The sequence below is a fragment of the Pseudomonas sp. McL0111 genome (assembly GCF_052567255.1).
Genome location: NZ_CP199585.1, coordinates 5,924,593 through 5,946,034, shown reverse-complemented (window position 1 = coordinate 5,946,034; position 21,442 = coordinate 5,924,593). Strand labels below are relative to the sequence as shown.

Here is a 21,442-nt window from a genome sequence, read left to right as displayed (position 1 = left end):
AATCCTCTGTGGCGAGAGGATTTATCCCCGTTGGGATGCGAAGCGTCCCCAAAACCGCACAATGCGGTGTAGCGGATAGAACGCATTTGCTGATTTCACGACTGCTTCGCAGCCGAACGGGGATAAATCCCCTCACCACAAAAGCCTTTCCCACAGGCTTGATGTGATTTTCTTCATGTTCGGCCGCTGTAATCCTTTTGAACCAACTCTCAGTATTCAAAGTCGAGATATAGGTAAGCCCATCTACGGGTTTGATCGAGGAGGCACCGATGCAAAAGTGGAAAGTCACTTTCGTGGACGATCATGGTGAAACGATCAATGAAGTCTTCGAGTGCGAGGAATGCCCGAACCATGAGCAGGCCGCCAAACTCATCAAAGGCCGGCTGCTTCCCGTTGCCGCCGAACTGGACCTGAACGATCTGGAAGGGCGCACCGTCGATGCTGGCGTGAAAAACCTGAAAACCCAGAACAGCATCGAAATCCGCAGTATCACTCCCGTCTGAAATTCTTCTAGTCATCTTCATCTCCAGACCTTGGCAGCGGCTCTATCTTGAGGCTACTCTGCAATCGAGATCAGCGAATGGATCGCTAAGGTCTGGTCTTGTCAGCTACATGCTTGCTTCCCGCCGACAACACGGTTGTCGTAGCGCCTTGGTCAATCGACCCGGTGCAGGGAATACGGAAAGTCTATCCATCTATGCGAGGGGGACGATTCATGAGCACAGCCTATCAAGAAGACATCAGCACCCACGTGCTGCGCCGCATGAAAGAAGGCGGTTTCGATTTTTCCCGATTCCATCCCATCGAGTTCTACGCAATTTTCCCGGACGAGGAGCGGGCGCGCAGGGCGGCAGGCAAATTTCGCGGTGAATCCATCAATGCTCAGGTCAGCGTGCGCGACGACGGCGCGTGGGCCCTGGAGCTAAGCAAAGTGATGTACGCGACCTACGACGACATCGGCGATTTCGAACAGGGCTTTTCCGCCGTGGTCGAGCCGTTGGGCGGCATTATCGAGGGTTGGGGTGTCAAGCAGGAGGTGCGCAACCGCCATCGCCTGAACTGACTCAGTGTGCGGATGTTGAACAACGGCTGGCCTTCGGGTCGGCCGTTGTCGTTTTTGAGGCGCAAAAAAAAGCCACCTGGGCAGGTGGCTAAAGGGAAGAGCGATTGAGCTGACAACTCCTGCAATGAAGTTTCCAGCGAATGTGCGGATTATCCGCAGCCAACAGCGAGCAGTGAAATCAACTCTGACTATGCTGGTGATAGGCGATTGCACTGCGTCGCAATGAAGCGGGGGCGGTCTGGTTGGGGCATTGGCCGCACAGGAATGGTGCGGTGCCGGCGGCGTCATTATCCAACCGATTGAAATCAAAGCGTTTCTGCCGATGGCACGGGCCTTGCGATGGTCTGGATGTCCGGGTGACAAGGAGTACGGCATGATCCGCACCTATTTTGATGAGATGTACGACGCTGGCGGCCAGGTCCGCCCGCATTATCGGGAGTTCGCCCGTTGGCTTGCCGAGACGCCTGACGAGCTTCTCGCCCAACGGCGACGCGAGGCCGATCTGCTGTTTCATCGCGCCGGGATTACCTTCACGCTCTACGGAGACGAGCAGGGCACAGAGCGCCTGATTCCTTTCGATACTATTCCGCGCAGCATCCCCGCCAGCGAGTGGCGGATTGTTGAACGTGGCTGCATCCAGCGGGTCAAGGCGTTGAACATGTTCCTCGCCGACCTCTATCACGAGCAGCGCATCATCAAGGCCGGGATCATTCCGGCTGAGCAGGTGCTGGCCAACGAGCAATATCAGTTGGCGATGCAAGGGCTGGATCTGCACCGCGATATCTATTCACACATTTCCGGCGTCGATCTGGTGCGCGATGGCGATGGCACCTATTACGTGCTCGAAGACAACCTGCGCACCCCGAGCGGCGTGAGCTACATGCTCGAAGACCGCAAGATGATGATGCGCCTGTTCCCCGAGCTGTTCGCCGCTCAGCGCATTGCGCCTATCGACCATTATCCGAACCTGTTGCTCGACACCCTGAAAAGCTCCAGCCCGATTGATGATCCGAGCGTGGTGGTGCTGACGCCCGGGCGTTTCAACAGCGCGTTTTTCGAGCATGCCTTTCTCGCACGAGAAATGGGCGTTGAGCTGGTCGAGGGGGCGGACTTGTTCGTGCGTGACGACAAGGTCTTCATGCGCACCACCGACGGCCCGAAATCGGTCGATGTGATTTACCGTCGCCTCGACGACGCCTTCCTCGATCCGCTGGCGTTCAATCCGGATTCAATGCTGGGCGTGCCGGGGCTGCTGTCGTCCTATCGCTCCGGCAACGTGGTGCTGGCGAACGCCATCGGCACCGGCGTCGCCGACGACAAATCGGTGTACCCGTTTGTCACCGACATGATTCGTTTCTACCTCGATGAAGAACCGATCCTGAAGAACGTGCCGACCTGGCAGTGCCGCAATCCGTCTGAACTTTCCCATGTGCTGGCCAATCTTCCAGATCTCGTAGTCAAGGAAACCCAGGGCTCCGGCGGTTACGGAATGCTGGTCGGGCCGGCGTCAACCAAGGCGGAGATCGACGCCTTCCGCGAGCGGATCAAAGCCAAACCCCACGCGTACATCGCGCAACCGACGTTGTCGTTGTCGACCTGTCCGACCTTTGTCGAAAACGGTATTGCGCCGCGCCACATCGACTTGCGCCCGTTCGTCTTGTCGGGGCGCGAAACGCGGGTCGTACCGGGCGGTTTGACCCGGGTCGCGCTGCGTGAAGGCTCTCTGGTGGTGAATTCATCCCAGGGTGGCGGAACCAAGGACACCTGGGTGGTCGAGGATTGAAGGAAGCTTGCCATGTTAAGTAGAACTGCCTCGGATCTGTATTGGATGTCGCGTTACCTGGAGCGGGCGGAAAACCTCGCACGGATGCTCGACGTCAGCTATTCGCTGTCGCTGATGCCGCAAGACGGGCGCGGTGATGGTTTGCACGAACTGGCTATGCCGCTGCTGATTACCGGCACCCTCGACGATTACCTTGAGCGCCACGGTGAGCTACACGCCGAACGGCTGCTGCATTTCTTCGCCCTCGATGCCGCCAACCCGGCGAGCATCTACAGCTGCCTCGGCTCGGCGCGGGCCAGTGCGCATGCGGTACGTGGGCGAATCACCGCTGACATGTGGGAAAACATCAATTCCACCTGGCTGGAGATTCGCGGCATCGCGCAGCAAGGCCTCAGTCGTTATGGCATGAGCCGTTTTTGCGAGTGGATCAAGGAGCGTTCGCACCTGTTCCGTGGCGCGTCTTACGGCACCATCATGCGTAACGATGCGTTCCGCTTTATTCGCCTCGGTACCTTTATCGAACGTGCGGATAACACGCTTCGGCTGCTCGATGCCCGCTACGAAATGGCTGGTGATCAGGCCGAAGCAGTCAGCGACGGCACGGCCCACGCCTACTATCAGTGGAGTGCTTTGCTGCGGGCCTTGTCGTCGTTTGAGGCCTACACCGAAATCTACCGCGACGCACCCGGCGCCCGGCATGTTGCCGAACTCCTGCTGTTGCGCGCCGATGTACCGCGTTCGCTAAGGGCCTGCACCGAAGAGATCGACCAGATTCTCGCGCAACTGCCCGGCGCTAACGGCCGCCCCGCGCAACGGCTCGCCGCCGAAATGGATGCACGCCTGCGCTATACCGGCATCAATGAAATCCTCGAGGAAGGCCTGCACGCCTGGCTGACCGAATTCATCCCGCTGGTGCGCCAGCTGGGCAACGCTATTCACAGTTCCTACCTGGAGGCTGCATGAGACTTTCCATAAGCCACGAGACCACCTATCACTATGAAGATCAGGTGCGGGCGAGCATCCAGTACCTGCGACTGACACCCCACGACAGCGAGCGTCAGCATGTGCTGAGCTGGCAGCTCGACCTGCCGCGTCCGGTGCGTGCGCAACTCGATCCGTTCGGCAATATCCTGCATGTGCTGACCATGGATGAGCCGCACGAGGCGATCATCATTGGTGCTCGCGGTCAGGTCGATATCGACGAATTGCGCGAGGCTGAGCATGAGAGCCAGTCGGCGCTGCCATTTTTGCGTTTCACCCGGCTGACCGAGGCTGATGAGGCATTACGAGCGTTTGCAGCCAAAACCTGCAAACAGCGCCGCGACCGCACTGGGCTGATTGATTTGATGCACGGCCTGAATCAGTACATGACCTACACGCCGGGCTCTACCGAAGTCGATACCAGCGCTGCCGAGGCGTTCGCCGGGCGTGCAGGCGTTTGTCAGGATCACGCTCACGCGTTTCTGGCCTGCGCGCGCAGCCTGGGGATTCCATCACGTTATGTGTCGGGTTATCTGTACAGCGAGGATTGCGAACACCTGGCCAGTCACGCCTGGGCCGAAGCCTGGCTGGATGACGCCTGGTACAGCTTCGATGTGACCAACGAACTGGCCCGGCCCGAACGGCACCTGAAACTGGCGGTGGGTCTGGACTACCTCGACGCCTGTCCGGTGCGCGGCATGCGCCGGGGCGGCGGGTGTGAGCAGATGCATGCGAAGGTGTTTGTATCACCCACCCCGATGCCGGTGATCTCCGTCCAGCAACAGTAAAATCCGGAACACCGCTATCGCTGGCAAGCCAGCTCCCACAGGTAAAGCACCGATCCTGAATCAACGGTGATCCTGTGGGAGCTGGCTTGCCAGCGAAGAGGCCAGTGAGGGCAACCAAAGGCTCAAACGATCAAGGCCTGACCTTGCGCCCCGCCATGTGCTGCAAATACCCAACCAGCATCTGCAAATCCCCATCCGGCAGCACATCCGCAGAAAACCCCGGCATCTTCGCCTGCGGCCACTGCCGCAAACTCTGCGGATCGCGAATGTAGCGCTTGAGGAAATCCGCACCAAAATATTCAGTCGGGTTATACGGAATATTCAGATCCGGCCCGAACTGCGCATCTCCCGCGCCATTCAATCGGTGGCATGCCAGACAATTCTTCTGAAACAGCGCAAAACCCAGGTTCACCGGGTCATCAGCCTTCAGCGCAGGGTCTGGCAGCAGGGCAGGGAAGCGCTCCGCCACTGGCGCCATGCGCTTGATGCTGGCCACTTCGAACGGCCATTGCTCCGGGCTGATATTGCCGGCCTGCGGGTCCGTCCACACCAGATAAAACGGCCCGGCGCTGTGCTTGCCTTCGGACAATGGCGGCCACGGGTGAGCGGGGTCTTCAATCGCCAGCCAGGCGCGTGAGCCAGAGGTATTGAGCAGCGGCGCAGCAGCCAGCTCGGCGGCAAATCCGTCCAGCGCCACCGCTTGCAGGTGATCGTCGGGTTTGATCCCGGTCAGCAGCGCAGCCAGAGGCACTGCCCGATAGGTCATGTCCTTCTTGTAGGACACATCGTTTTTTATCGTGAGGGTTTGCACCTGAGGATGCTTGAGCAATTCCTCGGTCTGCCAGGTACGGGTATTTTCGCCCAGCTGCAGATTCAGCTGTGCGGCAGACAAGGGCATGCTCAACAGCAAGGCCCCAAACACCATGAGCGCTTTCAAATGATCGCCATCCATGTCGTGGAAATGCACAAAGGTTGGCACAGCCACGCTGGCCCGCCTAGCAGGCCAGTCACACTTCTTGGTGGCAATAATCAACTCGTGCCGTTTGAATCAGCCGATTACCCGCGTCAGGTTCGGCAAAATCAGTAACAGCGTCGTGGCGAAGAGAATGAGCCCTGCTTGACGAACTTTCGAATGTTTGAACATGGCTTGACCGCCTTTTTTGTTATTTCCTGATGTCTGCCTGCATATCCATGACGGCAAACGTTGCACTTCCTGTTGAAGAACGCCTGCCTCGGCAAAACCCGACGGCCATGACGTACATCTTCTACCTTAGGGCCCGCGTCAGACTTGGCTTAGATCCATTTCGTATTTATTTACTGCCAGTTGCGATGAAAAAGGCATGAGGCGTATTGCCAGCTTCTTCGCCGCCCGCTTGCTAGACAACTCGCTGACCTGAACCGGTTCACCTCGCGTCGCATGACCGTCCGTCTGAGCGTGTGCGTCAATGCCATTGAGCGCTGTGGTCATTGAATCCTTGACCGCCCGGGCCAACAGTGAGAGCACAAGAAATCACTCACCGCACAGGTTCGAGGACGTCATGACCGAAGCTTTGATTTTCGATGCGTTACGCACACCCCGCGGCAAGGGCAAGGCCGACGGCGCCTTGCACAGCGTCAAACCCGTCAATCTGGTAGCGGGGTTGCTCACTGCGCTGCAACAGCGGACCTCGCTGGACACCAGCCAGGTCGATGACGTGGTGCTCGGTTGTGTCACGCCGATTGGCGATCAGGGCTCTGACATCGCCAAGACTGCGGTGCAGGTGGCCGATTGGGATGTCAGCGTCGCGGGTGTGCAGATCAATCGTTTCTGCGCATCGGGACTGGAGGCGGTGAACCTCGGCGCCATGAAAGTGCGCTCAGGTTTCGAAGACTTGGTGGTGGTGGGTGGCGTCGAGTCGATGTCGCGGGTGCCGATGGGCAGCGATGGCGGCGCGTGGGCGCTGGACCCGCAGACCAATCTGCACAGCCATTTCACCCCACAAGGCGTCGGCGCCGATCTGATCGCCACACTTGAGGGTTTCAGTCGCCAGGACGTCGATGCCTACGCGCTGTACTCGCAACAGAAGGCGGCGCGGGCGCGGGCCGATGGTTCGTTCAACAAATCGCTGGTGCCGGTGCAGGATCAGAACGGCATCATTCTGCTCGATCACGATGAATTCATTCGCGCCGAATCGACTCTCGAAGGACTGGGCAAGCTCAAGCCGAGTTTCGAGATGATGGGGCAAATGGGCTTCGACGCTACTGCGCTGCGGGTCTACAGCCATGTCGAGCGGATCAATCACGTGCACACCCCGGGCAACAGCTCCGGGATTGTCGACGGCGCGGCGTTGATGCTGATCGGCTCCGAAGCCAAGGGCCGGGCGCTGGGCTTGCAGCCTCGGGCGCGGATTGTCGCCACGGCGGTCACCAGCACCGACCCGACCATCATGCTCACCGGCCCGGCGCCGGCCACTCGCAAGGCACTGGCCAAGGCCGGCCTGCGGGTCGAGGACATCGATCTGTTCGAGGTCAACGAGGCGTTTGCTTCGGTGGTGTTGAAGTTCATCAAGGACATGGCAGTCGACCCGGACAAGGTCAACGTCAACGGCGGCTCCATCGCCATGGGCCACCCGCTGGGCGCCACCGGGTGCGCGATCCTCGGCACCTTGCTCGATGAGCTGGAAGCACGGCGCCTGCGCTATGGCCTGGCGACGCTGTGTGTCGGCGGCGGCATGGGCATTGCCACCATCATCGAACGCCTCTGAGCCCCGAATTCAAGGAACCTTGTTATGAGCGAAGCCATTCGTTACGAAAAAGGCCAGGACGCTATCGTTGTCCTGACCATCGACATGCCGGGCCAGAGCGCCAACACCATGAACGCGGTGTATCGCGAGGCGATGGCCGCCTGCGTTGCCCGACTGGTCACTGAAAAGGACGAAATTGCCGGGGTCATCATCACGTCGGCGAAGAAGACTTTCTTTGCCGGCGGCGATCTCAACGAACTGATCAAGGTCGGCAAACCAGAAGCCAAAGCCTTTTACGACATGGTGCTGACCCTAAAGGGCCAATTGCGCACCCTGGAAACCCTCGGCAAACCGGTGGTCGCGGCGATCAATGGCGCGGCACTCGGTGGTGGTTGGGAAATCTGTCTGGCCTGCCATCATCGGGTGGCGCTTGATGATTCGTCAGTACAACTCGGCCTGCCAGAAGTGACGCTCGGCCTGCTGCCGGGCGGCGGCGGGGTGGTGCGCATGGTGCGCATGCTCGGTATCGAAAAAGCCCTGCCGTATTTGCTCGAAGGCAAAAAGGTTCGGCCGCAACAGGCATTGCAGGCCGGCCTGATCGATGAGTTGGCGGCGGATCGCGATGAGTTGCTGGCCAAGGCCCGCGCATGGATTCTCGCCAATCCATCGGCGGTGCAGCGTTGGGACGTCAAGGGTTATCAGATTCCGGGTGGCACGCCGTCGAACCCGAAAGTCGCGCAGATGCTCGCCATTGCGCCGTCGATCCTGCGCAGCAAAACCCAGGGCACGATGCCTGCGCCGGAGAAGATCCTGTGTGCGGCAGTGGAGGGCGCCCAAGTCGATTTCGACACTGCGCACCTGATCGAAACCCGCTACTTCACCGAACTGACCACCGGGCAGATCTCGAAAAACCTGATCGGCACGTTCTGGTTCCAGCTCAACGAAATCAACGCTGGCGGCTCGCGCCCGAAAGGATTTGCGCCATCAGTCACGCATAAGGTCGGCGTGCTCGGCGCCGGGATGATGGGCGCGGGCATCGCGTTTGTCAGCGCCTCGGCGGGTATCGAAGTGGTGCTCAAGGACATCACCCTAGCCGCCGCCGAGAAGGGCAAGGCGCATTCGGCAGCTCTGCTGGACAAGAATGTGGGGCGTGGGCAGATGACTGCTGCGCAGCGGGAGAAGATCCTGGCGCGGATTCATCCTGCGGAAAATGATGCCGATCTGGCTGGCTGCGATCTGATCATCGAAGCGGTATTCGAAGATCGTGAACTCAAGGCCAAGGTTTCGGCAGCAGCGCAGAAAGTTGTCGGCGCCGATGCGGTCATCGCTTCCAACACCTCGACCTTGCCGATCACCGGGCTGGCAACTGCGGTGGCGGATCAAAGCAAGTTTATCGGCCTGCACTTCTTCAGCCCGGTTGAAAAAATGCCGCTGGTGGAAATCATCAAAGGCGCGCAGACCAGCGACGAAACCCTGGCGCGGGGCTTCGACTTCGTCCTGCAAATCAAGAAAACACCGATAGTGGTCAACGACAGCCGAGGCTTCTTTACCTCGCGGGTGTTCGGCACTTTCACCAATGAAGGCATCGCCATGCTCGGTGAGGGCGTCAGCGCGCCGATGATCGAGACCGAAGCGCGCAAGGCCGGGATGCCGGTCGGACCTCTGGCAATCTCTGACGAAGTTTCCCTCAGCCTGATGAGCCATATCCGTCAACAAACGGCCAAAGACCTGCAAACAGAAGGGAAACCGCTGATAGAACATCCGGCCTTCGCCGTGATTGACTTGCTGCTCAACGAATACAAACGGCCCGGCAAGGCCGCAGGCGGCGGTTTCTATGATTATCCGGCGGGTGGCCAGAAACACCTGTGGCCCGAGCTGAAAAGCCGCTTCGAGAAAGCTGACGGGCAGATTTCGCCGAAGGATGTACGCGATCGTCTGTTGTTCGTACAGGCTATCGAAACCGTGCGCTGCGTGGAGGAGGGCGTGCTGACTTCGACGGCGGATGCCAACGTCGGCTCGATCTTCGGCATCGGTTTCGCGGCGTGGACCGGCGGCGCATTGCAGTTCATCAACCAGTACGGAGTGAAGGATTTCGTTGCTCGTGCGCAGTATCTCGCCGAGCAGTATGGCGAGCGCTTCACGCCACCGGCGCTGCTGCTGGACAAAGCTGCGAAAGGAGAGTTGTTCTAAGACACGGGACACATTCCGGGGCTTGCCTTGTCAGGGTGTTTCAAGGCAGGCTCTGGGGTGTTCATTATTCCCATCACGTGTCAGGTATTTTTTATGTCGCTACGCATCTGCATTCTGGAAACCGACATCCTGCGTCCGGAACTGGTCGATCAATATCAGGGTTATGGGCAGATGTTCCAGCGCCTGTTCTCGCAGCAACCGATTGCCGCCGAGTTCACCGTGTACAACGTGATGCAGGGCGAATACCCGAGCGACGATCAGACCTTCGATGCGTACCTGGTCACCGGCAGCAAGGCCGATTCGTTCGGCACCGATCCGTGGATTCAGACCCTCAAGCAATACCTGCTGACCCGCTACGAGCGTGGCGACAAGCTGCTCGGCGTGTGCTTCGGTCACCAATTGCTGGCGCTGTTGCTGGGTGGCAAGAGTGAGCGTGCGACTCAGGGCTGGGGCGTCGGCACCCACAACTACAAACTGGCGGCCAAGGCGCCGTGGATGAGCCCGGTACGCGAAGAGCTGACGCTGCTGATCAGCCACCAGGACCAGGTCACCGCACTGCCGGAAAACGCCACGGTCATCGCCTCCAGCGATTTCTGCCCGTTTGCGGCGTACCACATCAATGATCAGGTGTTGTGCTTCCAGGGGCATCCGGAATTCATTCACGACTATTCGCGGGCGTTGCTGGAATTGCGTCAGGAAGCGTTGGGTTCGCAGATTTACAGCAAGGGTGTGGCGAGCCTGGAGCAAGAGCACCATGGCGCAACAGTGGCTGAATGGATGATGCGCTTTGTCGCACACAAGCCAGCGGCGGCCTGAAGCTGAAAAGCATCGCCAGCAGGCTGGCTCCCACAGGGGATCTGCGTTATTGCGCAGACCCTGTGGGAGCTAGCCTGCTAGCGATTTTCCCAGGCGACACGGTATTCCTTACAACCAACCCGATTTCTTGAAACTCGCCCACAAACTCACACATCCCACCGCAATAAACCCCAGCACGGTGAAGTAGCCGTAATGCCAGCTCAGCTCCGGCATGTTCTGGAAGTTCATCCCGTAAATCCCCGCCACCGCCGTCGGGAAGGCCAGAATCGCCGCCCAAGCAGCAAACTTGCGCTGCACCACGCTTTGCCGTGACGCTTCCAGCAACACACCAATTTCGATGGTCTGGCTGGCGATGTCCGCCAGAGTCGTCAAATCTTCCATCTGCCGCGTGACATGAATCTGCACATCGCGGAAGTACGGACGCATGTTCTTGTCGATAAACGGGAAGCTGAGTTTTTGCAGCTCCTCGCTGATTTCCACCATCGGCGCTGCATAACGGCGCAGACGCACGACATCGCGGCGCAGGCCATGCAGCTTCTGAATGTCGCGCTCGTTCAGCGCACTGCACAACACGTTGCGCTCCAGCTCATCGATTTCAGCGTGGATCGCTTCGCCAACCGGCTGATAGTTTTCGATCACGAAGTCGAGCAGGGCGTACAGCACAAAATCTTCGCCATGCTCCAGCAGCAGCGGACGCGCCTCACAGCGTTGGCGCACATGAGCGTAAGACGCCGAATGGCCGTTACGTGCGGTGATGATGTAGCCCTTGCCGGCGAAAATATGCGTCTCGATGAACTGCAAGATGCCATGTTCACGAATCGGCGAGTAAGTGACGATAAACAAAGCGTCACCGAAGGTTTCCAGTTTGGGCCGACTGTGTTTTTCCAACGCATCTTCAATCGCCAGTTCGTGCAGGTTGAACTGACGTTGCAGGTTGGACAGTTCCTGCGCGCTCGGCTCTTCGAGGCCGATCCAGACGAAATGGCCGGGTTTGGCGGCCCAGGCTGCGCCTTCGTCGAGGGAAATATTGGTGACTTTCTTACCCGCACTGTAAACCGCAGCAGCAACAACTCGACCCATGGTGGTGGTTCACTTCTTCTTGGCAGATGGCAGGGAATACAAGGCTTCAGCTTAGCCGTGTCGCTGCTTGAGAGTCAGTGAAATCTGCACAGTTCAGCCGGCAAAAGAAAACCCGCACAGGGCGGGTCGCTTTTTCACGCAGCGTGTAGCTGCTTATCCATGTCGGCGATGCACTCGCGCATCTGCTCGCGACACTGGGTGATGAGCATGGGCATGTCGTCCATCGTCATTCCTGCCGTAGGAATTGCCGGCAGCGAGCGTATGAGGATTTTCCCGCTGCGCCAGCGATTCAGGCGCATGTGCTTGACGTAACTGCTGACACACACCGGAACAATCGGCACGCCGGCAGCAATCGCCATTTGAAAGGCGCCTTTCTTGAATGGCAGCAGTTCTTCGCCGAGGTTGCGCGTACCTTCCGGGAATACCCAGATCGAGGTGTGTTCGTTTTGCAACGTGTTGGTCGTGGTGAGCATCGACTGACGCGCCTTTTGCGCATTGCCACGGTCGATCAACACATTGCCGGCCAGCCAGAACAACTGTCCGAACAGCGGCACCCATTTCAGGCTCTTCTTGCCGATGCACACGGTGCGGCGTGGAACGACGTTGCCGAACACGAACAGATCGTAGTTGGATTGATGGTTGGCGATGATCACGCAGCTGTCGGGCTTGTTCATCAAACCGCTGACTTCGGATTTCACTCGCAGACGCAAAATGCACATCGCCGGCAACGCATAGAGGCGCGCGCACAGGCGACTGTTATCCGGGTTGAAAGGACGGCACAGACCGAGGATCACCCCAAGCACACCAGCGAGAACAAAGTGCAGACCCATCAATAACATACGAAACAAAAACAGCATTTACAGGGCCCACCGGGACAAAAGGTGGCGCAGTGTACGGATGTGCACTGTTTTCGGCAATTGCTGCTATAGAGGCAGGAGATAGGCGATGTTTAAGCGCATGTTTCCAAGTGGATGGTCAGACGCGTCCTAGAGCCACTACGGCTATTTCGACAGAGTACGTAAGAAAAAGCCCGACACGACGGTCGGGCTCTTATAGGTGGCTGGAACCTGGGGTTAACCCAGATGCTCCTGATCCTGAACGATCGCGCTATCCAGGGTTTCCAGCAGTGCTTTGCGCACTTTCAGCTTGGTGTTCTTGTGAGCAGTCATGTTGATCTTCTTCAACTGACGCGCTGCAGCCAGTGCCGCACCCTGCAACTCTTCAGCCGAGACCACCTTGTCGAGGAAGCCAGCGTCCACCGCGCCTTTGGGATCAAACATCTCGCCATTGATCACCGAACGATGGAAAGCTGCACGGCCCAGGCGGTCACGCGCCAACTCGATGCCGGCGTGGTGCATGGTCATGCCGATCTGCACTTCGTTCAGACCAATGCTGAACGGGCCATCGACACCAATGCGGTAATCGGCGGACAACAGAATGAACGCACCTTTGGCCACGGCATGGCCAGGGCAGGCAACAATCACCGGGAACGGATGAGAGAGTAGGCGACGGGCCAGAGTCGAACCGGCAGTCACCAATGCCACGGCTTCTTTAGGGCCAGCCGTCATCACCTTCAAATCGTAGCCACCGGACAAAATCCCCGGCTGACCGGTAATGATCACAATGGCGCGATCAGTCACAGCCTGATCCAGCGCCGTGTTGAACGCTGCAATCACGTCCGGGGAAATGGCATTGACCTTGCCGTTGCTCAAGGTCAGGGTCGCGATACCGTCTTCGAGGTGGTAGGAAATCAACTCACTCATGACGCTATTCCTTGTAAGAAAGATGAAGCAGACGTTACCCACCGCCGTAGGCCAGGTAAAGCGCCGTGACTGACTCGCCAGTCACCGTTTTGCGCCTCGCCCAGCGTGGCACGCTGCGTGGTCGCGCATCTCCCTCTATATAGAAGGCACGCGCTCACCCAAGAATGGCCGGTTTGCCATGGCCCCATTCCGGGAGAAACGGCTTTTTCTCTTAACCGCATGAAAATTCTGAAAAAAATATTTGCCATCGGAAAAGCTTTCGACTACATTAGCGCGCCTCGACAGACAGAAAATGTTTGAAGAGATACGGTGAAGTGTCCGAGTGGCTTAAGGAGCACGCCTGGAAAGTGTGTATACAAGAAATTGTATCGAGAGTTCGAATCTCTCCTTCACCGCCACATTCGATACACACAAGACCCCTGATTTCGAAAGAAGTCAGGGGTCTTGTGGTTTCTGGCGTCTGAAAAAGTCCTGTATGGGAACGATATGGGAATGGGGGCCGGTCGCTGGTGACTTACAATCGGCAAATTTACTGCCGTTCAAAGGATTTCTCCCATGATCATCTCCACCACTCATTCCATCGAAGGCCGACAGATCACCGCATACCTGGACATCGTCAGCGCCGAATCGGTGCAAGGGGTCAATGTGATCCGTGACATGTTCGCCGGGATGCGGGATTTCTTCGGTGGGCGTTCGCAGACGTTGGAACGGGCACTGAAGGAGGCGCGCGTTCAGGCAACGGACGAGATCAAGGAACGGGCGCGGGCGTTGCAGGCGGATGCTGTGGTTGGGCTGGATTTCGAGATCAGCATGCCGGCAGGTAAGGGCGGCATGGTTGTGGTGTTTGTGACGGGGACTGCGGTGAAGTTGCGCTGATCGCCGTTGGCGGATCTAGGGTGCTAGATGACGCCAGGCTCGAGCAGTATCGGTTTGTCCAATCTTTAGACGCGTGAGCTCGGCGGTGCCGGTTGATCTGTTTAATTTGCGCAGGCCATTCGTCGGGCGTCAGTCAATCTGAATCACAAGTCCAGTAATGACCGGCTAGTCTCAAAAGTCTTGGAGGTCGATATTTTTTCAGGCAAAAGGGGTTTGCCGGTATCGATCCTTGGCAAAGGGGAGACGTTATGACTGATCCGTATATCGAAGATGATGGAGCTGAGTTTTCGTTTAACAATTGCGTACGCTGTGGCCAGACGGAGTATCAGGCTGGCTTCGGTGAAGACCCGGTTCAGACCGGCAAGATCAAGTCCACGGCTCCCAAGGGACCGAAAGCAAAGTTTCTACCCAAGGTCACGACGCGAGCCAGAAAGTAATCGGCTGTCGAATAACCCCGTCTATGAACGGGGTTTTTTATGCCCGGCTCCATGGATTGCGAAAAGTCCTACAGACGGTAGATTGGGTTAGTTGGCTTTCACAAACTTTTCACGTCCACCGTCGTAGGGTGAAGCCATCCGTTAGAAAGCAAGTCTCCAGCCCGTCTCCCCAGCGGGCTTTTTTTTGCCTGTCATAAAACCTTTTCGAAAAACGCTGTCAAATCGGCGCTCAGTGCGCGGTGGTCTCTGATTTCGTCTGGACTTTTTCGCCCCGACGGCATTCAATCGCGACCCTTTTTGTTGTCCCTATTTTTGAGGTTTTCGTCATGCGTTTAACACTGCCCGCTCTGGTTTTGGGGCTTCTGGTTGCTCAAGGTGCGATGGCTGCTGGTGATGGCACCGCTGCTCTTGGCGGCGGTCTGGGTGGCGCACTGGGTAATGTGGTCGGCCAGAAAATGGGCGGCAGCAACGGTGCTGCGATTGGTGCCGGTCTGGCCGGTGCCGCTGGCAGTGCAATGGCGGCCGGCAAAGGTAGCCGGACCAAAGCGGCGATTGGCGGCGGCGTTGGCGCGGCCGGTGGTTCGGTGATCGGTAACAGCCTCGGCGGTAAAAACGGCGCAACGATTGGCGCCGGTCTGGGCGGTGCAGCTGGCGGCGCGGTAGGCAGCAATCTGTCCAAGGGACACAAGCGTCACTAAGACGGTTTTCCTGTCAGAAAAAGCCCGACTTGATGTCGGGCTTTTTCGTTGCTGAACGTTTTCGCGGGAAATGCCTCCAAATTCATACAGCCCCTTCTCGGGCGAATTGTCCCGTTTCGGGAACTGTGAGGTTGTTATGCGTTTGACATTATCCGCACTGGTTTTCGGATTGCTGGTCGCACAAGGCGCAATGGCCGCCGGCGATGGTTCGGCGGCAGTGGGCGGCGGACTGGGTGGCGTGTTGGGCAATGTGGTCGGCGGACAGCTCGGCGGCAGCACCGGAGCTGCGGTTGGCGCGGGAGTAGGCGGCGCGGCCGGCGGCGCCGTAGGTGCACCGAAAGGCAGCCGCACTGAAGCCGCGGTTGGTGGTGGATTGGGAGCAGCGGGTGGTTCCGTGGTCGGCAACAGCTTGGGCGGCTCAACCGGTTCCGCCGTTGGCGCAGGTCTCGGCGGCGCAGCGGGCGGGGCGGTCGGTAACAACCTGGGCAGCGATGGCGGTAAGTCGCACTCGAATGGCGGGCATAAGCACAAACATAAAAATCGGCATCACTGAGGTTATGATTTCAGTGAACCCGGCCAAGTGCCGGGTTTTTTGCTTCTATAGTTTCAAGGCAGGAACGATTTGTTGAGCTGCCTTTCGAACGTTAAACACGCACCTGAATTCACGAGGTTTGCCATGACTCCCGAAACTGAAGGCAAGGAAGAAAAAGGCCCGAGCGGGCTGCCGTTTATCAATGATCCGGGGAATGAAGATCCTGGGTCGTTGATGGATGATGCGACTGTGCCGCTCAATGATGCTGATGATGCGGCGGACAGTGAGTATGTGGATGAGGAAGATGAGGATTGAATCTTCAGGGCCTGGGGGCAGGCCCTTCGAGAGGTGTGTGATGGGTGATGATACGAAGGCAGATGATGTTGATGAGACGCCTGAATATCCGCTGCCTTCGCCGACTGATCCGTTGAGGCGGGATCAGTTGCCGTTGGAGGAAGATGACTCGGCGGCGGATAAAGTTGACGTGAACGACACATCCATTCTCTGAGCTGTGATTTTGATGTAATGCTCGTTCAGATGTGGATATTCGTAGTGGATATCTTGATCCATGAAGTCAACAAAAGACCGGAACACCTCTCCATCCAAATAGCCATAGATTTCACAGGAGAAACCGCTGCCGATCATCTCAGCTTTCAGCTGTTCGTCATCTGTTTCCGATACATACTCTTCGTCAGGCAGCACCATGTCGATCTCCACTTCGTAAATTTTTCCCACCTCAATTTTCGAAGGGCAATAGCTGACAAAGCACTTGAGCGATACGCCATCAATAAGCAGCGAAACAGCATCCTCTACGAGATTATCTATAGCGACGACCAATGCCAGGTGCGTTTTAGTCATGAGCAGGCCTCAGGGTTTTATCTTGTGCATTGCCATTGATGGATCGCCATAGTTCTTTACCGCTTTTTGTATGCAGGGTCGTAATTTCGTCGTTCGCATTGGTGCCCACGAAGGCAAATTTCGATTCCCCTTTCCGATTATTCCCCATCAATCGCAGATAACCGAATCGCGTTTCTCCCTTATATAAGTATTCCACCCGGGTTCCTTGATTCACAACATCTCGAGCGACGAGCAAGTATTCCTCTTTGTTCATGGATTTGAACTCAGCTCCATGCTTTTCATAATGCCCGGCTAGCTTTTCCTCATTTCCAAAGTGCTGAGGGCGGGGCTTCGGTTTTGGGAGCTCTGGTGTCGCCTCATCAACCTTAGCCCCACCAACCCCACCCGGCACCTTGCAACCCGGCTTATTCGGCGGCGGACAGTTGGAGTTCAGCCCCAACGGATCAACCCACCCCGTCGGATTCGGCGTGTACTGGTACTGATTCAACCCACCCGCCAACTTCACCGGGTCAGGCGTCAGATACCGTCCAACCCTCGGATCGTAATACCGATGCCGGTTGTAATGCAGCCCGCTTTCCGCATCGAAATACTGCCCCTGAAACCGCAGCGGCTGGTCCATATAATCGTCAGCCGCCAAAGTCAGCGCAGCAACTTTGCCGTAGGCGTCGTACTGCGCCGACCAGACGATCTCACCGCTGTAATCGGTCAACTCCAACGGCGTACCGAGGTGGTCGAGTTGGTAGTAAAACGGGCAGGCTTTCTTGGGGCCTTTGCCGTCGAGCAGGGCCAACGGGCGAAAGGTGCCGGGCTCATAGACGAAGCTGCGGTGTTGCGTCGGGCTGCTTTCGGCGACGAGGTGGTCGCCTTGCCAGAAGAACTCGGTGGTCTGGCCGTCAACAGTCTTGCTGATCCGACGGCCAAAGGCGTCGTATTTGTAGGAATCGATCTGGCCATCGGGTCGAGTCAGACCAATCAGTCGATGCTGACTGTCGTAGCGATATTCGGTGACAAGCTTGTGCGCAGTACCACGCCGTTCGCGAATCAGATTGCCGAAGGCGTCGTAGTCATAGTGGCGGTCACCCTGCATCAGCAGGCGATTTCCTTTGATCTGCGAAGGCCCGGGGCGATCCTGCATCAGCAGGTTGCCGGTCGGATCATGAGCGAAAGATTCAGGGAGTTCGTCCCGCGAGTGACGTACCCGAATCAAGCGGTCGAGGGCGTCGTAGCCGTAGGTTCGCTGCCCGTGGCGGGTGTCGACGATGTGCTCAAGGTTGCCGTTGGCGCTGTAGGCATAATCGCGGCGGTACAGCGAATCGTGTTGATGACCTGCGGTGTGAGCCTGTAATCGGCCTTGTTCGTCGTAGGCATATTCACTGAGCAACAGGCCTTGCCGACGCTGCTGTTCTCGACCCGACTGGTAAACATGACTGGTCAGTTGTGCACCATTGAGGTCAATCGCCGTCAGCACACCACCCTTGGCATAGTGGTAATCCAGCTTGCTGTTGTCCGGCAGGCGCATGCGTTGCAGCTGACCGCAGGCGTCATAGGCATACCGCAACGTGCCCCAGCCTTGATGCTCGGTGATCAGCCGATCCTGCACGTCGTATTCGAAAGCCAGCGGATGATCCTAGCCGTCATCAACACCGATCAACCGCCCCAAACGGTCATAGCGATAGTCGACCTTGACCCCATCCGGCAGGGTCTTGATCAGCAGACGCCCCGCCGAGTCCCGCTCATACCCGGTAATCAGCCGCGCCCCGTCATCACCAAACTCGGTCTTCTCCAGCAGATGACCATTGAGGTCGTAGCCGTACGCCGTGCGGCGTCCGTCGAAGCCGGTTTCCTGCCGGATCAATCCGCTCGGCGTGTAGTCCAGCTGATATTTTTCGCCGGACTCGTTCTCGATCTCCGTGAGCAACAGCTGCGCATGGTCATAGCGGTAGTGCACCCGCGTGCCGTCAGGGTTTATCCGACGACTGACCAGATGCAGATCGTCGTCATATTCATATCGGGTGATATGCCCCAGTTCATCGCGCTCAGCGGTGACCTGGCCGTAGGCACCGTAGCTGTAAGCGCGTGTGGCACCCGTAGGCAATGTCGTCTGAACCAGTCGTCCAACCACGTCCCATTGCTGACGAGTAATCGCGCCATGTTCGTCCTGAGTTGTGGTCCGCCGCCCCTGCGCATCGTAGGAAAAGTGCCGTACGCCACCGCCAGGCAGGGTTTCTTCAACTAACTGCCCAAGGTCGTTCCACAGCAACACATGCCGACTGGTGTCCGGGTAACGGATCGACAGCAACTGCCCACGGGGGTCGTAGTGGTAATGGGTAATCTGACCATCAGGATCGACCGCTTCAGTGACATCACCCTGAGCATTGCGGCGATAGACCCAAACCGCATCGCCACGCGTACGGCTGTGCAAGAAACCGTCGCGATACTCGTAGGACGTTGGTGCATCACCCGGCGGAATCAGCGCGATCAGCCGTCCGACATCGTCGTAGCGATATTCAGTGACGGCACCAAGCGCGTCCTGCTCGGCCGTCAACCGCCCCTGAGCGTCATACGCCTTGAGGTGTTCGCCACCATTGGCCTCGACCTTGCGCACCAGCCGCGCACGGTCGTCGTGGACATAAACCTCTTCGGTGCCATCAACGTAATGCACCGCGACACTGCCGGCGTCATCCCAGACATACCGCGTGTCCATCTGCGAAAACGACGCCCAATGCCGCACACACCGCGCCGATATCCCGGAGCGCTCCCACTCCCAGTAAAAACTCGCACCCCCGGCCAATTGCCGTTGCAGGATGACGTGCGCATCGTCGTAGTCGTATCGCTCGCTTTCCCCGGCCGCGTTGGTCGCTTCGATCAAGCGGCGCAGGGCGTCGTAGCGGTAACTGACCAGCGTCTGTCCGGTCGCCCAGGGCTCGGCAAGGTTCAGCGCCGGATCAAAACGCTGGTAATCCACCGCGACCAACTGCGCCCGGTCGTAACGCAACAACAGCGCCCGACCAGCACCGTTGTCGAGGCGCGAAATCCTGTCAGACCGATCGCGAAACACCGTCAGACGATTGCCGTACGCATCACTAATCGCCGTCAGTCGCCCGACCCGAAAGTGATAAAAACGCGAATCTTCCCCGGCCAGTGCGAGGATCAGTTCCTCCGGCTCATCCCCAAGAAAAATCGCCGCCCGCGACAGGCTGTTATGAATCGCCGGCCGTTCAACACTCGGCAACGGAAACCGCGTCCGGCGGTTCTCGTGATCGACCCAAACCACCCCGTCGCCATCAAACTCCAGCCGATGCGCCAGCGAATGGCTCCAGCCAAACCCCAGACCGACATCCAGTTCAACAGCACTGGTGCGATAAACGCGAGTAAAGGAAAACGGCAGCAAACCATCCAGCGTGCCATCAGTCAGGGTCAGCAGTTCCTCGCCCGTGACCATCGACACCGGACAGCCATTGGTGCAGGTCAGCGGCCCACAATCAGCACTGTCGCCATTGGGGTTTTTCGCCTGATTTGGGGAGTCATCATGGGGCTCATGCCGCTCCAGCCGAGCCATGCTCTGCGACTTGTCGCGGGCAATCGGCGCTGGATTGCGAACCTGCAAAACCGAAGAGTCCGCCGAAACAATTTCCAGCGGAATCAACGGCGTCGGTTTCAACCGTACGTCCCGCGCATTGATCGCCACCGGCTTGAGCACGCCCGCATGCTTGCCCAATTCAGGCGTGGAACTCAGCTCAGCCAACCGCAACGCCGAAGCCGCCAGCCATTCCCGCGCCCGAGGCGATTTGATCCTGCCCAGCACTTTACTGCTCAAGCGCAATTGCAGGCCGACCCCACCGGCCACGCGCATCAACAGAAAGCTCACCAGCAATTCGGCGCGAACTTCCGCCACCACTTCCGCCAGATATTGCGGCGGCAGCATCTTCAACCAACTGGTAAACGCGGCGAGGTGAATAAACAGCAACGGTTCGTCGCTGAGGATCAGCAGACCATTGGCGATTGCTTCGGAGGAGGCCGCGAGCAAGGCATCGAGTTCGATGTCGTTCAGGTATTGCAGGAGTTTTTCGCTGTTGGCCTGCAAGTCGGCGAGCAGGGCGAAAACCTGTTTAATGTCGTCCCAGACACCGTGCAGGGCTTTTTCGAATCCGCGCCAGTCAGCTTGCTGCAACTGGCCATAACGCTCGGTGAATCCGGCGCCGGAAAACTCCGTCCACAGCGGCTGAAACTCCACCCATTCACCGCGCAGCCAGGTTTCCAGTCCATCCAGCACTCCTTGATAGGACGCATACAGGGTTTTGATGTGGGTGGCGGAAACATCGGGAAAGAAGGTGATGCGATAACGCTGGCCCCGATCACACTCGGGGACTTCCAGAATGCCGCTCGGGCCGATTCGATAATGCAGGGGTTCGCCATAGCTCAACACGGCATCGACTCCGGCGATCACCGGTTCGAGCGTCACCGGGGTATCGCCGATAGGGACGAAACGTGCGGCCTCGAACATGTGGACCAGGGTCAACGGGCCGCTGGCAGGGCACATCACCACCGAGGAACTGACGGGCTTGCGCAGGTTGACCGAAGTGCTGAGGTGCACGTCGTTGCCGACCTTGAACACCTGCTCGATATTCAGCGCTGATCCAGTCCAGAACTGCTCGGCCCACGAGTCGTAATCGTTGAGGCACAGGCGAAACTGTTCGAGCAGGGTGTCGAAGTCGGGATGGTCTGGATTGAGGGCGGCGACCACCAGCAGGCCGATGCTGTTGTTCAGGGCCAGGAGCCGCTCGGATGGAAGCATTGACAGTCACTCGCGCATATCGATAAAGAGGCGCGAGACTTTGCGGGGGATCAAAGAGG

The 21,442-nt window shown here is 58.1% G+C and carries 18 protein-coding genes, 1 tRNA gene and 1 pseudogene; 14 read left to right on the top strand and 6 right to left on the bottom strand.

Annotation, left to right across the window (positions count from 1 at the left end; all coding sequences use genetic code 11):
* Positions 1–269 precede the first annotated feature (269 nt).
* The 5 genes from ACTWLJ_RS26655 to ACTWLJ_RS26635 all read left to right on the top strand — a co-directional run bounded on the left by ACTWLJ_RS26655 (position 270) and on the right by ACTWLJ_RS26635 (position 4,615).
* Positions 270–503 carry a hypothetical protein gene (locus ACTWLJ_RS26655; protein ID WP_445179129.1) on the top strand — a complete coding sequence of 78 codons (234 nt, stop codon included), beginning with the start codon at positions 270–272 and terminating at the stop codon, positions 501–503.
* Between the two features lie 212 nt (positions 504–715).
* Positions 716–1,063 carry a ribonuclease E inhibitor RraB gene (locus ACTWLJ_RS26650; RefSeq protein ID WP_445179128.1) on the top strand — a complete coding sequence of 116 codons (348 nt, stop codon included), beginning with the start codon at positions 716–718 and terminating at the stop codon, positions 1,061–1,063.
* 373 nt (positions 1,064–1,436) lie between these two features.
* The gene (locus ACTWLJ_RS26645) at positions 1,437–2,846 is read left to right on the top strand and encodes a circularly permuted type 2 ATP-grasp protein (RefSeq protein WP_401218363.1); all 1,410 of its coding nucleotides are present in this window, start codon (positions 1,437–1,439) and stop codon (positions 2,844–2,846) included.
* Between the two features lie 12 nt (positions 2,847–2,858).
* Positions 2,859–3,809, top strand: coding sequence for an alpha-E domain-containing protein (locus ACTWLJ_RS26640; RefSeq protein ID WP_401218360.1), 951 nt, complete (start codon positions 2,859–2,861; stop codon positions 3,807–3,809).
* Positions 3,806–4,615, top strand: a complete 810-nt coding sequence (locus ACTWLJ_RS26635; protein ID WP_445179127.1) for a transglutaminase family protein — start codon at positions 3,806–3,808, stop codon at positions 4,613–4,615. The genes ACTWLJ_RS26640 and ACTWLJ_RS26635 overlap by 4 nt, the downstream gene beginning before the upstream one ends.
* Before the next feature lie 130 nt (positions 4,616–4,745).
* On the opposite strand, the gene ACTWLJ_RS26630 is transcribed toward ACTWLJ_RS26635, so the two are convergent.
* Entirely contained in the window at positions 4,746–5,567 is an 822-nt protein-coding gene (locus ACTWLJ_RS26630) for a c-type cytochrome (RefSeq protein WP_445181419.1), read from the bottom strand.
* A gap of 586 nt (positions 5,568–6,153) precedes the next feature.
* Between ACTWLJ_RS26630 and ACTWLJ_RS26625 the strand changes: the two genes are divergently transcribed.
* From ACTWLJ_RS26625 to ACTWLJ_RS26615, 3 genes are all read left to right on the top strand, one after another.
* Positions 6,154–7,359, top strand: a complete 1,206-nt coding sequence (locus ACTWLJ_RS26625; protein ID WP_445179126.1) for an acetyl-CoA C-acetyltransferase — start codon at positions 6,154–6,156, stop codon at positions 7,357–7,359.
* Between the two features lie 24 nt (positions 7,360–7,383).
* Positions 7,384–9,528, top strand: a complete 2,145-nt coding sequence (locus tag ACTWLJ_RS26620; protein WP_445179125.1) for a 3-hydroxyacyl-CoA dehydrogenase NAD-binding domain-containing protein — start codon at positions 7,384–7,386, stop codon at positions 9,526–9,528.
* Between the two features lie 93 nt (positions 9,529–9,621).
* Positions 9,622–10,344, top strand: coding sequence for an amidotransferase (locus ACTWLJ_RS26615; protein WP_401218348.1), 723 nt, complete (start codon positions 9,622–9,624; stop codon positions 10,342–10,344).
* Between the two features lie 108 nt (positions 10,345–10,452).
* Here ACTWLJ_RS26615 and ACTWLJ_RS26610 read toward each other — a convergent pair whose 3' ends face one another.
* The 3 genes from ACTWLJ_RS26610 to ACTWLJ_RS26600 all read right to left on the bottom strand — a co-directional run bounded on the left by ACTWLJ_RS26610 (position 10,453) and on the right by ACTWLJ_RS26600 (position 13,187).
* The gene (locus ACTWLJ_RS26610) at positions 10,453–11,424 is read right to left on the bottom strand and encodes a magnesium and cobalt transport protein CorA (protein ID WP_401218345.1); all 972 of its coding nucleotides are present in this window, start codon (positions 11,422–11,424) and stop codon (positions 10,453–10,455) included.
* 134 nt (positions 11,425–11,558) lie between these two features.
* Positions 11,559–12,281, bottom strand: coding sequence for a 1-acylglycerol-3-phosphate O-acyltransferase (locus ACTWLJ_RS26605; protein WP_445179124.1), 723 nt, complete (start codon positions 12,279–12,281; stop codon positions 11,559–11,561).
* Between the two features lie 216 nt (positions 12,282–12,497).
* Positions 12,498–13,187 (bottom strand): crotonase/enoyl-CoA hydratase family protein, encoded by a 690-nt coding sequence (locus ACTWLJ_RS26600; RefSeq protein WP_401218340.1) that lies wholly within the window; start codon positions 13,185–13,187, stop codon positions 12,498–12,500.
* Between the two features lie 308 nt (positions 13,188–13,495).
* Between ACTWLJ_RS26600 and ACTWLJ_RS26595 the strand changes: the two genes are divergently transcribed.
* The 6 genes from ACTWLJ_RS26595 (at position 13,496) to ACTWLJ_RS26570 (ending at position 16,045) form a co-directional block, all read left to right on the top strand.
* A tRNA-Ser gene (locus tag ACTWLJ_RS26595) sits at positions 13,496–13,585 on the top strand.
* A gap of 157 nt (positions 13,586–13,742) precedes the next feature.
* Positions 13,743–14,063: a YbjQ family protein gene (locus tag ACTWLJ_RS26590; RefSeq protein ID WP_401218337.1), complete on the top strand. Its 321-nt coding sequence runs from the start codon at positions 13,743–13,745 to the stop codon at positions 14,061–14,063.
* A gap of 248 nt (positions 14,064–14,311) precedes the next feature.
* Positions 14,312–14,500: a hypothetical protein gene (locus ACTWLJ_RS26585; RefSeq protein ID WP_129391353.1), complete on the top strand. Its 189-nt coding sequence runs from the start codon at positions 14,312–14,314 to the stop codon at positions 14,498–14,500.
* A 326-nt stretch (positions 14,501–14,826) separates the two neighbouring features.
* Entirely contained in the window at positions 14,827–15,198 is a 372-nt protein-coding gene (locus tag ACTWLJ_RS26580) for a bacteriocin (RefSeq protein WP_445179123.1), read from the top strand.
* Between the two features lie 136 nt (positions 15,199–15,334).
* Positions 15,335–15,751 carry a hypothetical protein gene (locus tag ACTWLJ_RS26575; RefSeq protein WP_401218332.1) on the top strand — a complete coding sequence of 139 codons (417 nt, stop codon included), beginning with the start codon at positions 15,335–15,337 and terminating at the stop codon, positions 15,749–15,751.
* 123 nt (positions 15,752–15,874) lie between these two features.
* Positions 15,875–16,045, top strand: coding sequence for a hypothetical protein (locus ACTWLJ_RS26570; protein WP_401218329.1), 171 nt, complete (start codon positions 15,875–15,877; stop codon positions 16,043–16,045).
* Positions 16,046–16,168: 123 nt separating this feature from the next.
* Here ACTWLJ_RS26570 and ACTWLJ_RS26565 read toward each other — a convergent pair whose 3' ends face one another.
* Both ACTWLJ_RS26565 and ACTWLJ_RS26560 read right to left on the bottom strand, forming a co-directional pair.
* The gene (locus ACTWLJ_RS26565; protein ID WP_445179122.1) at positions 16,169–16,588 is read right to left on the bottom strand and encodes a hypothetical protein; all 420 of its coding nucleotides are present in this window, start codon (positions 16,586–16,588) and stop codon (positions 16,169–16,171) included.
* Positions 16,581–21,383 (bottom strand): annotated as a pseudogene (locus ACTWLJ_RS26560) (RHS repeat-associated core domain-containing protein). Before ACTWLJ_RS26560 ends, ACTWLJ_RS26565 begins: the two are co-directional and overlap by 8 nt.
* Positions 21,384–21,442: the final 59 nt, after the last annotated feature.